A 15,332-nucleotide genomic window follows, 5' to 3' on the forward strand; every position below is an offset into this window, starting at 1 on the left:
AAATCTGGCATCTGAAATCTTAGATAAAAAATGAGCGAAACAATAGCTTTTAAACCGGAAAGTTTAGAACAGGTACACAAAATTATCGCAAGATATCCTGAGGGAAGACAAAAGTCTGCTCTTCTTCCTGTACTTCACTTAGCACAGAAAGAATTCGGAGGATGGTTAGACGTTCCTGTGATGGATTATGTTGCTGAATTATTAAGTATTAAGCCAATTGAAGTATATGAGGTAGCTACTTTTTATACCATGTTCAATATGAAGCCGGTTGGTAAATATGTTTTGGAAGTATGCAGAACCGGACCTTGTATGGTTTGCGGAAGCGAAAAAATCCTTGATCATATCAGAACCAAACTGAACATTAAGGACGGAGAAACTACCGAAGACGGTATGTTTACCCTAAAACCTGCCGAATGTCTTGGAGCTTGCGGATACGCACCAATGCTTCAGCTGGGGAAATTCTTTCATGAAAATTTAACGATAGAAAAAGTAGACGAAATCCTTGATCTTTGCAGACAGGGACAGGTTGCTTTGGACTAAATAAATTTTAACTTAAAATAGCCGAAGCTAGAAGCCACAAGCCAATAGTCTACAGCTAAAAGCATAATAAACAATGAGTAAAAAACTTTTACTTAAAGACGCACATATAGAAGGCATTCGCTACTTTGAAACTTACCGTAAACAGGGAGGTTACACCGCAGCTGAAAAAGCCTTGAAAATGACACCTGACGAAATTCTTGAAGAAGTTAAAACTTCAGGACTTCGTGGACGTGGTGGAGCTGGATTCCCGACAGGGATGAAGTGGAGCTTTCTGGCAAAACCGGAAGGCGTACCAAGACACCTGGTTGTGAATGCCGATGAATCTGAGCCTGGAACTTTCAAGGACAGATATCTGATGGAATTCCTTCCTCATCTATTGATCGAGGGAATGTTGATCTCATCTTTTGTTTTAGGTTCCAATGTTTCTTATATCTACATCCGTGGAGAATATTCATGGATTCCGGATATTTTAGAAGAAGCCATTGAAGAAGCTAAGGCAGCAGGATTTTTAGGTAAAAACATCTTAGGAACAGGTTACGATCTGGAAATTTATGTTCAAAGAGGTGGTGGAGCTTATATCTGTGGTGAAGAAACGGCATTGCTTGAATCCCTTGAAGGAAAAAGAGGAAATCCAAGATTAAAACCACCATTCCCGGCTGTAAAAGGACTTTGGGAAAGACCAACGGTAGTAAATAACGTGGAATCTATCGCAGCTATCGTTCCGATCATTGATATGGGAGGAGCTGAATATGCTAAAATCGGGGTTGGAAGATCTACAGGAACGAAATTGATTTCGGCTTGTGGAAACATCAACAAACCTGGAGTTTACGAAATCGATATGACCATTACTGTTGAGGAATTCATTTATTCTGATGAATACTGCGGTGGAATTAAAGACGGAAAAAAATTAAAAGCTTGTATCCCTGGAGGAAGCTCTGTTCCGATTGTTCCTGCTAATTTATTATTGAGAACGGTAAACGGAGAACCGAGATATATGAACTATGAATCATTGGCAGACGGTGGTTTTGCTACCGGAACCATGATGGGTTCAGGTGGTTTCATTGTTTTGGATGAAGACCAGTGTATCGTAGAACATACCATGACTTTAGCGAGATTTTATCATCACGAGAGCTGTGGACAGTGTACGCCTTGCCGTGAAGGAACGGGATGGATGCACAAAATCCTGAAGAAGATAGAAAAAGGAGAAGGAAAAATGGAAGACATCGACCTTCTTTGGGATATACAGAGAAAAATTGAAGGAAATACCATCTGCCCATTAGGAGATGCAGCGGCCTGGCCTGTTGCAGCAGCGATCCGTCACTTCAGAGACGAGTTCGAATGGCACGTGAAAAACCCTGAATTATCTCAGACACAAAATTATGGATTGGCACATTATGCAGATCCTATTCCTGCTGTTGAAAAAAATGCGTAGCTGAAATGAAAAACTTATTGGTTGTTGGCATAATGATGTCGGGGGTTGCTTTCGGGCAAGTTAAAAAAGATACATTAGACAAAGAATATAAATTGGAGGTAACTCCATACAAAGCTGAAAAGAAAGAAAAACCCTTACCCTTAAGTAAAAAAGGTCAGGTGTTTGTTTTCTACGGATGGAACAGAGGCGCTTTCAGCAATTCTGATATCCATTTCACGGGAAACGGCTACGATTTTCAGTTGAATAATGTACAGGCAAGGGATAAACCTACCAAGTTCGGAATCGTTTATATCGATCCAAGCTGGTTTACTGTAACGCAGTATAACTTCAGAATCGGATATTTTATAAAGGATAATCTGGCGCTTGTTTTAGGGATAGATCATATGAAATATGTGATGAAACAGGACCAGACGGCTGATTTTTCAGGAACAATTTCAGATCCGAAATATGCAGCAATGGTACAGAACGGGCAGGTTAATTTAGCCGACAGCCAGTTCCTTACTTTCGAGCATACAGACGGGCTGAATTATGAAAATTTAGGTCTTGAGAAATACAAAAATCTTATTCATAAGAAAAATATAGATTTAGTATGGTCTTACGGAGCAGGAATCGGGGTGATGTTTCCAAAAAGTAATATCAAGCTTTTCGGAAATGAAAGAAGCGACCGTTTTCACGTTGCAGGTATGGGAACCGACCTTAGAACCAGCCTTAACATGGTTTTCTGGAAAAACTGGATGATCAGAGCAGAGGCTAAAGCCGGATATATCAATATGTGGGACATCAAGACTACATTGAATAACAAGCCGGATAAAGCACGTCAGGATTTTGTTTTCGGGCAGGTCCTTGCAGGGGTTGGGTATACATTTAACACGAAGAAGTATAATTAAAATATAGCTTAACGCCTTAAAAGCATAAGCGAAAGCATAGAATATGAGCGAAGAGGTTAAAAAATTCAAAATAACTATAGACGGACAGACTACTGAAGTTTTGCCTGGGACTTCTATTTTGGAAGCTGCCAGACAAATTGGTGGAAAATCTGTACCTCCTGCAATGTGCTATTACAGCAAATTGGAAACCAGTGGAGGAAGATGTAGAACTTGCTTAGTCGAAGTTTCGAAAGGATCTGAAGCAGATCCGCGCCCTATGCCTAAATTAGTTGCTAGTTGCAGAACTAACGTAATGGACGGTATGGAAGTGAAAAATCTTTCTTCTGAAAAAGCTCAGGAAGGTAGAAAAGCCGTTACCGAGTTCTTATTGGTGAACCACCCTCTGGACTGCCCTGTGTGCGACCAGGCCGGTGAATGCCACCTTCAGGATCTTGGGTACGAGCACGGAAACCTTGAAACCAGAACTGAATTTGAAAGAAATACTTACGAAGCAGACGATCTTGGTCCGAATATCAAGTTGAATATGAACCGTTGTATTCTTTGTGCAAGATGTGTATTGGCAGCCAATCAGTTAACAGGTGAAAGAGAGCATGGTATTCTTTTCAGAGGAGATCACGCTGAAATTTCTACTTATTTAAATAAAGCTTTAGATAATGACTTTATCGGAAATGTCATCGATGTTTGCCCGGTAGGTGCATTAACAGACAGAACTTCCCGTTTTGCAAGCAGAGTTTGGTTTACAAAGCCAATGAATGCAACCTGCAAATGTGATAAATGTTCAGGAAAAGCCGTAGTTTGGATGAAAGGTGACGAAATTGTAAGAGTTACTGCCAGAAAAGATCAGTGGGGTGAAGTAGAAGAATTCATCTGTGATACTTGTCGTTTCGAAAGAAAAGAACTGTCTGACTGGAATATTGAAGGTCCTAGACATATCGACAGACACTCGGTAATTTCATTGAACCACTACGAAAAACCTAAGGATGAGCTAAGAGTATTAGACAATCCTATGGCCAAAGAAATCAGTGAAAAAGACGAAAAATAATTAATAAGACATCAGATCTCAGACAACAGACGTCAGACCATAGATTTTCAATCTGATATCTGGCATCTGACATCTAGTATCTAAATAAATAAAAAATGGATTTACTAACATTTAAACTTATACTTGTACTAGCACTTTTCCTGCTGTCTCTTACGATAGCCGCCTACTCTACATGGGCAGAAAGAAAAGTTGCCTCTATCATGCAGGATAGAATTGGTCCCAACAGAGCAGGACCTTTCGGACTGCTGCAGCCACTGGCCGACGGTGGAAAGTTTTTCTTTAAAGAAGACTTTACTCCTGCCAATGCTGAAAAGTTTCTTTTCGTATTGGGACCGGCATTGGTTATGTTTATTTCATTGATCACAGGAGCGGTTATTCCCTGGGGTAAAAGTTTAAATATTGCAGGTACTTCTTTTGATTTACAGGTTGCCAACATTGACGTTGGGGTACTTTTCATCATCGGAATGGCTTCAATCGGTGTATACGGAATCATGATCGGAGGTTGGGCTTCGAATAACAAATATTCATTATTAGGTGCTATCCGTGCTTCTTCACAGATGATTTCTTACGAATTGGCGATGGGATTAGCATTGCTTTCTATCATCATGATGTCAGGAAGTTTAGATTTAAAAGAAATTACGGAAAGTCAGACGACTGGAAAATTATGGGGAGTTATTCCCTGGATTTCCGGTATGAACTGGAATATTTTCTACCAGCCGATTGCCTTCCTTGTATTCTTCGTAGCTGCTTTGGCAGAAACCAACAGACACCCGTTTGATTTACCTGAATGTGAATCTGAATTGGTAACAGGATATTCTACTGAATATTCTTCCATGAAGTTAGGATTGTATATGTTCGGTGAATATGTGAACATGTTTATCTCCAATGCTTTCATGGTCGTTCTTTTCTTCGGGGGTTACAACTACCCTGGAATTGAATGGGTTACTCAGAACTGGGGCGAAAACGCTGCAGGAATCTTGAGTATCGTAGCATTTTTAACGAAAACGGTAATCGGAATTCTGATCTTTATGTGGATCAGATGGACGCTTCCAAGATTTAGATATGACCAACTGATGCACTTAGGATGGAAAACACTTATCCCAATGGCATTAGTAAACCTATTGATTACAGGTGCTGTAATTTTAGCATTTGCCAACTAGAATAATTTGAAAATGAGATGATGTGATGATGTGATAATATGGTGATGCGGGAAATAAAAACCCACTTCCATCTTCTAACATCTAACGTCTAACATCTAACATCTATAATTAAATGAAACTTACAAACAGATCAAAAGTTGTTTCCAACAAAGAAATGACCCTTGCTGAAAAAATCTACCTTCCTGCTATTTTTACCGGGATGGGGATTACATTTAAGCATGCTGTAAGAACCGTGATAAAAGGTGCTCCGGCAGTATATTCATATCCGGAAGTACAGAAACCCAGAACCACTATCTGGAGAGGTCAGCACGTTCTGAAAAGAGACGAAGAAGGCAGAGAAAGATGTACAGCCTGTGGACTTTGTGCCGTAGCCTGTCCTGCAGAAGCCATCACCATGACGGCTTCAGAGAGAACGAAGGAGGAAAAAGGTCTTTACAGAGAAGAAAAATATGCATCAGTATACGAAATCAATATGCTGAGATGTATTTTCTGCGGGATGTGTGAAGAAGCCTGTCCTAAATCTGCGATCTATCTTACAGACAGATTGGTGGATGTAGAAACCAACAGAGGATCTTTCATCTATGGAAAAGACAAATTGGTTGAAAAAATAAATGAAAGGATTGACATTACGACAAGACAATCCGAGAAACAAAAAAATGCGGTAAAATAATGGATCAGTTTTTATTTTTCTTGGTGGCGTTTTTAGCAGTGGCTAGTGCAGTGTATTTTGTGTTTGCAAGAAATCCGCTCTATGCTATTTTGTCATTAATTGTTACGATGTTTTCAATTGCGGGAATGTACATTCTTCTGAATGCCCAGTTCCTTGCAATCATTCAGATCATAGTGTACGCAGGAGCCATCATGGTATTATTCCTTTATATCCTGATGATGCTTAACCTTAATAAACAAGACGAAAGTAAGAAGAACAATACTTTAAAATTTGTTGGAGTTTTTACGGCCGGTCTTTTATTAATTGGAGTTTTAGGCGTATTCAGAGGCGTTCAGGACAATCACATTGTTGTTGAAAATGTAGACAAGGGTGTGGGTCTTACGAAAAATCTGGGCAGACTTTTGTTTAATCAATATGTTTTACCGTTTGAACTTGCATCCATCCTTATTTTGGCAGGTATTGTAGGTGCGGTATTAATCGGTAAAAAAGATTTATAAAATTATGGGAGAAGTAAATACATTTATACAAAGCGTCCCTCTTAACTATTTCATCATGCTTTCTTCAGTATTGTTCTGTCTGGGAGTATTGGGAGTACTGCTGAGAAAAAACGCTATTGTTATTTTGGGCTGTGTAGAGCTTATGCTGAATTCTGTAAACCTTTTATTGGCTGCTTTTTCAGCATATAAAGGAAACGGAGACGGACAGCTTTTAGTTTTCTTCATTATGGTGGTAGCCGCCGCTGAAGTTGCGGTAGGTCTGGCAATTATTGCTATGCTATATAGAAATACCCGTTCTGTGGATGTAAGTATATTTAATAAATTAAGAGGATAAGGAATGGAAAATTTAGTGTATGCAATAGTACTTTTACCACTATTAGGGTTTCTTATTAACGGTTTATTCGGGAAAAATCTTCCAAAAATATTTGTAGGCTCTCTGGCTACAGCTATGGTTTTCGGATCATTCTGTATCGCAGTAAGTCTTTTCTTGAAATTTGATTCTGAAAGTCAGCCTGTCATCGTAAAAGCTTTTGAGTGGTTTACGGTAAACGGGGTTCAGATCAATTTCGGATTCCAGATTGATCAGCTTTCATTAATGATGGTGATGATCATCACAGGTATCGGATCCCTGATCCATTTATATTCTATCGGATATATGAGCCACGACAAAGGTTTCTATAAGTTCTTTACTTATCTGAATCTTTTCATCTTCTCCATGCTGCTTTTAGTAATGGGAAGCAACTACCTGATCCTGTTTATCGGATGGGAAGGTGTAGGTCTTTGTTCTTACCTGTTGATCGGATTCTGGTATACCAATGAAGAATATGGTAAAGCAGCAAGAAAAGCGTTCATCATGAACAGAATTGGTGACCTTGCGTTACTGATCGGGATCTTCATGATCGCGGCTCAGACCAATGCAGTGGATTTCCTTACCGTAGCACAAAACTCTTCAAAATTTGAATTAGACGGAACAGTAATTATCTTTATTACGGCCAGTTTATTTATCGGAGCTACCGGTAAATCGGCTCAGGTTCCTTTATATACATGGTTACCGGATGCGATGGCCGGTCCTACTCCGGTATCAGCGTTGATCCACGCGGCAACGATGGTAACAGCAGGTATCTATTTAGTGGTAAGATCAAACTTCTTATTTACTTTGGCACCTACGGTTCAGGGAGGAATTTTATTCATCGGATTCTTAACAGCTGCTTTGGCTGGATTCTATGCACTTCGTCAGAACGACATCAAAAAAGTATTGGCCTACTCTACCGTTTCACAGCTTGGATTTATGTTCATAGCTTTAGGATTGGGAGCTTATACGACAGCGATGTTCCACGTAATGACGCACGCATTCTTCAAAGCACTATTATTCCTGGGAGCAGGTTCTGTGATCCACGCGATGAGCAACGAGCAGGATATGCGTTTCATGGGAGGTCTGAAAAAATACATTCCTATTACCCACGCTACTTTCCTTATCGGAACACTGGCGATCTCAGGTTTCCCTCTATTATCAGGGATGATCTCAAAAGACGAAATTTTAGTAGCAGCATTCGCTAAAAACCCTGTTTACTGGGTGATCTTATTTGTTTTAGCGGCAATGACTGCAACGTATATGTTCAGACTGTACTACCTGACATTCCATGGAGAATTCAGAGGTACGGAAGATCAGAAACATCACTTACACGAAAGCCCGTCTAATATGACGCTTCCGTTAATCGTTCTGGCTATCCTTTCTGTGCTTGGAGGTTTCATTAACCTTCCTCACTTCATTGGACACGGTCATTATGCTAAATTAATGGAATGGCTGAAGCCTGTTCTTACAGAGCAAAGCTACAACCAGATGGAAGCTACTCTTTCGGGAGTTCCGTTTGGGACTGAAATGATCTTATTAGGCGCTACAGTGCTGATGTTCTTCACCGTATGGTTTATTGTAAAAAATACCTACGTGAAAAAGAAAAAAATGGCTCTGGCAGAAGAAAGCTATACCGGATGGGAGAAACTTTCTGCTAAGAAATTATATGTAGACGAACTTTACAATGCATTGATTGTAAAAACTGTTGAAGGATTAGGACGCGGAGGAAAGATGTTTGATAAAGGGATCTTAGACCGTTTTGTAGACTTTGTAGGCGAAGGCGCTGAAGACAGCGGAAAAGCGATGAAGCGTATCCAAAACGGAAATGTAGAGACTTATATTCTTATCATGTCTTTAGCAGTGGGAATTATACTGATTGTTAACTTTATATTACAATAATGTCTGGTTTATTATTAACATTATTACTATTACCTCTAGTAGGTTCGGGATTAGTTTTTGCATGGAAAAATAAATCCAGCAAATATTTGGCGCTAGGAATAGCTTTGATCCAAATGCTTATTACATTCTACATCGCAGCGGATTTTGATTTTAATCCAACGGTGGACAGTGTACTTCAGCACGAAATCAACTACCCTTGGTCACAATTTATTAAAAGCTCACTTCATTTCGGCATTGACGGAATGAGTCTGCTGCTTTTACTGTTGACCAACATCTTAACGCCCATCATTATTTTATCTTCGTTTAACGAAAATGTAAACTACAGAAATACATTCTACGGTCTGATTCTGCTGATGCAGTTCGGTCTTGTGGGTGTGTTCACTTCTTTAGACGGATTGTTGTTCTACATTTTCTGGGAAGTAACCTTGATTCCGATCTGGTTCATCGCCGGACTTTGGGGTCAGGAAAATAAAAGATTTGAATTCACAACGAAATTCTTCGTTTATACATTCGTTGGGTCACTATTTATGTTAGCCGGATTGATCTATGTGTACAACCACTCTGCATCATTCGCTTTAACAGATTTATACAATGCTCAGCTTAATGAAGTACAACAGACGGTGGTATTCTGGTTCATCTTCTTTGCATTTGCAGTGAAATTACCGGTATTCCCTTTCCATACGTGGCAGCCGGATACATATACCTACTCTCCTACTCAGGGATCCATGCTTTTATCAGGGATCATGCTGAAGATGGCGGTGTATGGTGTTATCCGTTATTTGCTTCCGATCACTCCAATTCCGATTGCAGGAATTTCAGGACAGATCGTAATTATCTTAGCTATCGTAGGAATTGTTCACGGTGCTCTCATCGCGATCATCCAGACCGATATGAAGAGAATCATTGCCTATTCTTCTTTCTCTCACGTAGGATTAATGGTGGCAGGGATTTTCTCTTCTGCAGTGATCACGTTAAGAGGAACATTCAATATCGAAGGAGCTGAAGGGGCACTGGTACAGACTTTTGCTCACGGTATCAACGTAGTGGGATTATTCTACTGCTGTGATATTTTATACAAGAGATTTAAATCAAGAGACATCAGACAAATGGGAGGTTTAGCCAAAGTGGCTCCTAAGTTTGCCGTGTTGTTCCTGATCATTATATTAGGTTCAATGGGAGTTCCATTAACCAATGGATTCGTCGGAGAATTTATTTTGCTGAAATCAGTATATGATTTCAACGGACTGGCAGCAGTGATTGCAGGTCTTACTGTAATTCTTTGTGCGGTGTACCTGTTGAGATTCTACGGAAAAGCAATGTTCGGTGAAGGAGACGAAGCCGTTCTAAGCACAGCTAAAGATTTATCCGCTGTTGAATTTTCTGTATTGGCAAGTTTAGCGGTTTTTGTGATCCTGTTGGGGATTTTCCCACAGCCGGTGATCGATATGGTGAGCAGTTCGCTGAAGTTTATCTACACAGCAATGGCTAATTAGAAGATTAAAAGATTTAAAAATTAAAAAATTAAGAGATTAGGAAATGAGGAATCAGAAATTGTGTCTCAGCTCTCATGTCTCACATCTCAAATCTATATTATGAGTGTTTTAATTATTGTTTTCCTAACGGCAGTTATTGCGTTATTTTCGGGAGTTTTTGAACAAGGAAAATTCGCAAGATACATTGGGATTTTAGGATTGATCATCGCATTATATGTAAGCTTCTTACCTGAATGTGCTTTCTTCGAAAAGTACAGGCATATGTATGAGTACACTGCAAATACTGCGTTATTCACCAAAATTTCTATTGTAACAACCTTATTGTTATTCTTCCTGGGAGGTTTTGCGTTCAGCAATCACAGAAGCCACCAGTCAGAACTATATGCACTGATGCTTTTTGCATTATGCGGAGGGATCGTCCTTTTCGGATTCCAGAATTTGGTTACTCTTTTCCTGGGAGTAGAAATTCTTTCCATCCCGTTATATGTAATGGCCGGTGCCAACAAAACTGATTTAAGATCAAACGAAGCTTCGATCAAATATTTCTTAATGGGTGCGTTCGCAACAGGTTTCTTACTGTTCGGGATTGCATTTATCTACGGAAGTACCGGAAGCTTTGACTTGTATAAAATACAGGATTTCGGAGTTAAAAATCCGCAGGACGTTATGTTTATCTTAGGTGTTCTGCTTATTCTTTGTGCTTTGGCATTCAAGGTAGCATTAGCTCCTTTCCACATGTGGAGCCCGGACGTATATGCAGGTTCGCCTTCACTGATCACGGCATTTATGGCGAGTGTGGTAAAGATCTCAGGATTCTTTGCTTTATTCAGATTAATGACTATTGGATTTGGAGGAGTTACGGAACATTGGATTAATATCTTTGGAGTATTCCTGATCATTACATTACTGTTAGCGAACGTTATGGGTCTTGCCCAAACCAACGCCAAAAGAATGCTGGCCTACTCTTCCGTATCGCATGCAGGATATATCGGATTGGTATTCTTCGGAATGACAAGCCTTTCTACCTACAACCTGGCATTCTATTTATTCGCTTACTCATTATCAACCGTAGGCGTTTTCATGTGTCTGATTTATGTGGAAAAATTAAAAAGAGAAACATCTTTTGGAGCCTTCAAAGGATTGGCAAAATCAGAACCTCTATTGGCTACAGTAGCGGCTATTTCTATGCTTTCAATGGCAGGAGTTCCACTTACAGCCGGATTTATGGGAAAATTTGCTTTATTCTCCCAGGCGATGAATTCTAAGCATGGTCTTTTCTTGGTGCTGGTAGCTGTACTGGGTTCTGCAGTATCTATTGCTTATTATTTAAGACTGATCATTTCAATGTTCTTCTTCAAAGATTCTACATTCAAATCTTCAGAGAAAGTAACCCTTACTTACAATATCGTAGCGGTATTTATAATTGCATCTATTATTATGTTGGGTGTTTTCCCTGACCTGTTCGCAAGACAGTTCGGATTATAAAATTCCCCTATAAAAATATACAAAGCACAACTTTTCAGTTGTGCTTTTTTTCTGAAAGATCATGGAGAGAATCTAGAAATAAACTTTCATCAACATAACATGATTATGAAATGCCGAATTTTTATTTTAAATCTCCCTGAAAACACTTAAATTTGAGTACCTATTAATCACCATGAAAAAAATCTTTATCACTCTACTTACTGCTTTGCTCATCGCAGCCCTTGTATTTTTCATCAATAAAGACCAAAATGACACTGCGAATTACAGAATGTTCGTTCTCCCATTTGCGCTCATATTTTCTGTTCCTTTAATGAAATTTCTCTTTCCGGTAACCCGGGAATTAAAGATTGGAACTGCAGAATTCTATCCTAATCTTTATCGTAAAACTGCAGAATTTTTCAAAAAGAAAAGCGGTAACAGATAATGCTTTATTTATTTCTGCATATTGTTTAAGAAAAATAAGCAAAGCAGTTCCAAAAGATCATTTTCGCCAATCCGAAGCCCATTTGGAAGTTGCGTTTTTTTCATAACTTTACTTTAAATTTCAGCTCTTGGCCAATCTTTACAAAAAAGACGCTCCATTTCAGGTTCTTATATCATTCGAAAAATATTTGGATGTGCTTGAACATATACGCTACAACGACCGTTTGGAGTACCGGGTCAGCTATGCAGAATCCTTAATTGAAAGGACAAGAAAATTTCCTGAGCTGAGAGATGGATTTCTGGATGAAGCCCTTCTCGAAAAACATGAAGACCTCATCACACTGCTGCTTGCAGACCTGTTTCCTACCGGTCTTACCCATAATGAAATCAAGGCAGCCAGTATTCCGCTTTCCAAAACGACGTTCAATTACACCGAAAGATTCAAAGATATTCTGAGAGATGCCGGAAAGGATTTTGAAATAGAGCTTAGGAATATTGGTGACGATGAATTTTATGTGTTCTGTTGTTGTCTTATCCTTCAGAGCTATTTTAAAAGAGATATAAAAAGCACGATGCCGCTTTATTATGATATTCCGAACAGATTGGGAATCATGAAGCATTATAAGATCACGGTCAATTCAGATTTTACTGTGGTTTATCCTACCGAGGAAGCAAAGATTCCAACGGATGATGTACTGGATATGCTTTTGGAAAACCTGGATGATTTCAAGCTGTGGAAAAAATATTTCCCTTCAAAATCATGGGTTTTAAAGGGGTTCACTATTATTTCCCTGGTAGACTGTACTTCGGAAGTCGCGTTGTCTGATCTTAAATCGAGCATGATAGAAATTGATCCCGAAGATCTGAGCCCGGATGAAAATCTGGTTGAAATTTTCAAGTCTTATTTTGATGTTCCGGAACTTAATTTCGGATTAATGCTGTTCGACAAAAAAGACCAGAAACTGGGCAGACTCCCGATCTACGAAAATGTATTTACTCATCATGTGCTGGATTTCTGGATCAATGCATTTGACGAAGAAACCCGAAAGAGTACATTCACGAATTTAAACCACAACTCCAAACCGATTGTCATTTCGAATGTCAGTAATCTGGATGACGAAATCAAATCACTTCCCTCTTTCAGTATTTTAAGGGATAACAATATCAACAGCTTTATGGTGATTCCGATCATGAAGGACAATGAATTGTTGGCCATCATGGAATTCACTTCTCCTCAAGCCAATAGTTTTAACGGATTAAAGCTGAAGAAAATGGAGTTTTTTACCGATATGATTCTGTTCTCCCTGAACAGGTTCAGCTTTGAGAAAAACTACCAGATAGAAGCGATTATCCAGCGAGAATATACATCCATCCACGACAGTGTGGTATGGAAATTCAGGAATGAGGCGGAGAAATATTTCAATGCTTCGCTTGGGAAGAAAATGTATACGCTGAAGCAGATTTCTTTTAAAAACCTGACACCTTTATTTGGGTTTTCTGACATCCGTTCTTCTTCCGAAAAGCGTTTCAATCTGATGCTGGAAGACCTCAACCAGCAACTGGAAAGCCTTCATGATATTTTCACGATGATCAATTCTGATTCGGAGAAATATCTTCTGGCACTGGACATTTTTGAGAATGAACTGAACAATGAGATCAAAGCTGATACGGAACAGCGTTTTCAAAGGTTCCTGAGAGAAGAGGTTCATCCTTATCTTCAGGCAAAACTGGAACTGAAAACAGCTGCCGAAATTAAGAATAAGATCAAAGATTATTTTCTGCAGATTTTCACCCAAACCGATCTGTTTTACGCCAATAGAAAAAGCCTGGATGACTCGATTACATTGGTCAACAGAAAGCTTGCCGACATGCTGGATGAAGGTCAGGTCAAGGCTCAGCTGATTTTTCCTCATTATTTTGAAAGGTTTAAATCTGACGGTGTGGAGCATAATCTTTACATCGGACATAATATTGCACCGGATCTCGCTTATACCTCAAAAGAAGTCCATAAATTAAGATACTGGCAGCTGAAGACCATCTGTAATATGGAACGTGAATTCCACAACTTTAAGAGAGATCTTCCGATCCAGCTGGATATCGCGTCACTTATTTTTGTTTATAATGAAAAAATAGACATCCGTTTCAGAATGGATGAAAAGCGTTTTGATGTAGACGGTGCTTACAACTCTTATTACGAAATTGTAAAAAAACGTCTGGACAAAGCTCATGTAAAAGATTCATCGGAAAGAATTACCTGCCCGGGAAAAATTACCATCGTGTATTTCGGGATGGAGAACCAGAAAGAATATCTGGAATACATCAACAAACTTCAGAAAAAAGGAATTCTTCAGAATGACGTAGAGTTTCTGAAAGTAGAAGATCTTCAGGGAATTACAGGATTATTAGCGTTAAGGATTTCTCTGAATAATTCATCAGTAAGCATTGAATAAAAATCGGCTTAAATTTGTTTTTCAACCTCCAGAACTTCCCTCTTCAAACCTCCATCTTCCCTACTTAAATCATCAGTCTATAAAATAAGAATCCGGCTTTTTAAGCTCACCCTGCGGTATTCCAGCTTGTTCGAAAATAGAATATTCAATCGTTCTGCACATACTGTTCAGGGCAAGATCATTTTCTTCTTCTCCAAACGGTTCCCCAATCTCCTGGATAATGGCATCCAAAGCAATAAAGGTATAACTGATCAGCAGAACGATCAGCGGCATCATCCAACCCAATGAATCTACCAACCCGAAAGGCAGCCAGAAACAGTACAGATACACCGTACGGTGAAGCAACACGCTGTAAGCAAAAGGCAGCGGCGTATTGAAAATTCTCTCACAACCTCCGGAAATATTGGAAAACTGATTCAGCTGATGATCCATGGAAGTCATGACGATTGTGTCTATATTTCCTTTCCTTTGCTGCGCATTCAGCCAGTCTGCAATAAACCCGAGAATAATGCTTGGAATAAACTTTTTGTCTTTCAGCTGTTCTACCTGTTCGGGAGAAAGAAGTCTTGTCAGATGTTCCGTCCCTGATTTTTCCCTTAACTGATAATTCAGAGACCAGCAGAATGCGGATATTAATTTGATGATCTTTTCTTTTTCCTCTTTGGCACCAACCGAAGGATCATTCACCAGTGAAAGAATCTGTCGTGTAAATGATCTGGTTTCTATTACCAATGAACCCCAGAGTTTGCGCCCTTCCCAGAAACGGTCGTAGCTTGCAGAATTACAGAAACCCATGAAAATGGCCAAAGCAAGGCCAAGCAGGGTAAAAATGGTAGGATTAAGATGAACTTTATAGTCAAAAACTTTTCCTTTCAAATAATACACAGAAAGCGAAAACAGCAAAATAATACTGAGCTGAACAATTATTTTCTTCAACACGGAACCTCTCCATATAAACAACATTTTCAGCCAATTGGTACGCTGTCTGACAATCATCTGTAT

At 39.3% G+C, this 15,332-nt stretch carries 14 protein-coding genes; 13 read left to right on the forward strand and 1 reads right to left on the reverse strand.

Features of this window, described 5'->3' with window-relative positions:
• Positions 1 to 30: 30 nt before the first annotated feature.
• The 13 genes from BM143_RS21560 (at position 31) to BM143_RS21620 (ending at position 14,330) form a co-directional block, all read left to right on the forward strand.
• A complete protein-coding gene (locus BM143_RS21560; RefSeq protein ID WP_034703555.1) occupies positions 31 to 540 on the forward strand; it encodes an NADH-quinone oxidoreductase subunit NuoE family protein in 510 nt (169 codons plus the stop codon).
• A gap of 73 nt (positions 541 to 613) precedes the next feature.
• Positions 614 to 1,972: an NADH-quinone oxidoreductase subunit NuoF gene (nuoF, locus tag BM143_RS21565; RefSeq protein WP_034730706.1), complete on the forward strand. Its 1,359-nt coding sequence runs from the start codon at positions 614 to 616 to the stop codon at positions 1,970 to 1,972.
• A 5-nt stretch (positions 1,973 to 1,977) separates the two neighbouring features.
• Positions 1,978 to 2,859, forward strand: coding sequence for a hypothetical protein (locus tag BM143_RS21570; protein ID WP_090027216.1), 882 nt, complete (start codon positions 1,978 to 1,980; stop codon positions 2,857 to 2,859).
• A 43-nt stretch (positions 2,860 to 2,902) separates the two neighbouring features.
• Complete coding sequence (locus tag BM143_RS21575; protein WP_034730719.1) at positions 2,903 to 3,901, forward strand: NADH-quinone oxidoreductase subunit G; 999 nt, start codon at positions 2,903 to 2,905, stop codon at positions 3,899 to 3,901.
• A gap of 95 nt (positions 3,902 to 3,996) precedes the next feature.
• A complete protein-coding gene (gene nuoH, locus BM143_RS21580) occupies positions 3,997 to 5,061 on the forward strand; it encodes an NADH-quinone oxidoreductase subunit NuoH (RefSeq protein WP_034730721.1) in 1,065 nt (354 codons plus the stop codon).
• A gap of 112 nt (positions 5,062 to 5,173) precedes the next feature.
• Positions 5,174 to 5,731, forward strand: a complete 558-nt coding sequence (locus BM143_RS21585) for a NuoI/complex I 23 kDa subunit family protein (RefSeq protein WP_034703566.1) — start codon at positions 5,174 to 5,176, stop codon at positions 5,729 to 5,731.
• Positions 5,731 to 6,228 carry an NADH-quinone oxidoreductase subunit J family protein gene (locus tag BM143_RS21590; RefSeq protein ID WP_034703568.1) on the forward strand — a complete coding sequence of 166 codons (498 nt, stop codon included), beginning with the start codon at positions 5,731 to 5,733 and terminating at the stop codon, positions 6,226 to 6,228. The genes BM143_RS21585 and BM143_RS21590 overlap by 1 nt, the downstream gene beginning before the upstream one ends.
• Before the next feature lie 4 nt (positions 6,229 to 6,232).
• Positions 6,233 to 6,562 (forward strand): NADH-quinone oxidoreductase subunit NuoK, encoded by a 330-nt coding sequence (gene nuoK / locus BM143_RS21595; protein ID WP_034730724.1) that lies wholly within the window; start codon positions 6,233 to 6,235, stop codon positions 6,560 to 6,562.
• Positions 6,563 to 6,565: 3 nt separating this feature from the next.
• On the forward strand, positions 6,566 to 8,479 hold the full coding sequence (gene nuoL, locus BM143_RS21600; protein WP_072925163.1) for an NADH-quinone oxidoreductase subunit L: 1,914 nt from the start codon (positions 6,566 to 6,568) through the stop codon (positions 8,477 to 8,479).
• Entirely contained in the window at positions 8,479 to 9,972 is a 1,494-nt protein-coding gene (locus BM143_RS21605) for a complex I subunit 4 family protein (protein ID WP_090027218.1), read from the forward strand. Before nuoL ends, BM143_RS21605 begins: the two co-directional genes overlap by 1 nt.
• A gap of 99 nt (positions 9,973 to 10,071) precedes the next feature.
• Positions 10,072 to 11,457 carry an NADH-quinone oxidoreductase subunit N gene (locus BM143_RS21610; protein ID WP_090027223.1) on the forward strand — a complete coding sequence of 462 codons (1,386 nt, stop codon included), beginning with the start codon at positions 10,072 to 10,074 and terminating at the stop codon, positions 11,455 to 11,457.
• Positions 11,458 to 11,629: 172 nt separating this feature from the next.
• A complete protein-coding gene (locus BM143_RS21615; RefSeq protein WP_090027225.1) occupies positions 11,630 to 11,881 on the forward strand; it encodes a hypothetical protein in 252 nt (83 codons plus the stop codon).
• A gap of 193 nt (positions 11,882 to 12,074) precedes the next feature.
• On the forward strand, positions 12,075 to 14,330 hold the full coding sequence (locus tag BM143_RS21620) for a GAF domain-containing protein (protein WP_228430925.1): 2,256 nt from the start codon (positions 12,075 to 12,077) through the stop codon (positions 14,328 to 14,330).
• Between the two features lie 72 nt (positions 14,331 to 14,402).
• On the opposite strand, the gene BM143_RS21625 is transcribed toward BM143_RS21620, so the two are convergent.
• Positions 14,403 to 15,326 (reverse strand): bestrophin family protein, encoded by a 924-nt coding sequence (locus BM143_RS21625; RefSeq protein WP_090027229.1) that lies wholly within the window; start codon positions 15,324 to 15,326, stop codon positions 14,403 to 14,405.
• Positions 15,327 to 15,332: the final 6 nt, after the last annotated feature.

The sequence above is a fragment of the Chryseobacterium oleae genome, assembly GCF_900115055.1.
Classification (GTDB): Bacteria; Bacteroidota; Bacteroidia; order Flavobacteriales; family Weeksellaceae; genus Chryseobacterium; species Chryseobacterium oleae.

Bases quoted from the DNA above. Each gene is read 5' to 3' on its own strand.
- BM143_RS21560 (WP_034703555.1), top strand. From the start codon at position 31: ATGAGCGAAACAATAGCTTTTAAACCGGAAAGTTTAGAACAGGTACAC.
- nuoF (WP_034730706.1), top strand. From the start codon at position 614: ATGAGTAAAAAACTTTTACTTAAAGACGCACATATAGAAGGCATTCGC.
- BM143_RS21570 (WP_090027216.1), top strand. From the start codon at position 1,978: ATGAAAAACTTATTGGTTGTTGGCATAATGATGTCGGGGGTTGCTTTC.
- BM143_RS21575 (WP_034730719.1), top strand. From the start codon at position 2,903: ATGAGCGAAGAGGTTAAAAAATTCAAAATAACTATAGACGGACAGACT.
- nuoH (WP_034730721.1), top strand. From the start codon at position 3,997: ATGGATTTACTAACATTTAAACTTATACTTGTACTAGCACTTTTCCTG.
- BM143_RS21585 (WP_034703566.1), top strand. From the start codon at position 5,174: ATGAAACTTACAAACAGATCAAAAGTTGTTTCCAACAAAGAAATGACC.
- BM143_RS21590 (WP_034703568.1), top strand. From the start codon at position 5,731: ATGGATCAGTTTTTATTTTTCTTGGTGGCGTTTTTAGCAGTGGCTAGT.
- nuoK (WP_034730724.1), top strand. From the start codon at position 6,233: ATGGGAGAAGTAAATACATTTATACAAAGCGTCCCTCTTAACTATTTC.
- nuoL (WP_072925163.1), top strand. From the start codon at position 6,566: ATGGAAAATTTAGTGTATGCAATAGTACTTTTACCACTATTAGGGTTT.
- BM143_RS21605 (WP_090027218.1), top strand. From the start codon at position 8,479: ATGTCTGGTTTATTATTAACATTATTACTATTACCTCTAGTAGGTTCG.
- BM143_RS21610 (WP_090027223.1), top strand. From the start codon at position 10,072: ATGAGTGTTTTAATTATTGTTTTCCTAACGGCAGTTATTGCGTTATTT.
- BM143_RS21615 (WP_090027225.1), top strand. From the start codon at position 11,630: ATGAAAAAAATCTTTATCACTCTACTTACTGCTTTGCTCATCGCAGCC.
- BM143_RS21625 (WP_090027229.1), bottom strand. From the start codon at position 15,326: ATGATTGTCAGACAGCGTACCAATTGGCTGAAAATGTTGTTTATATGG.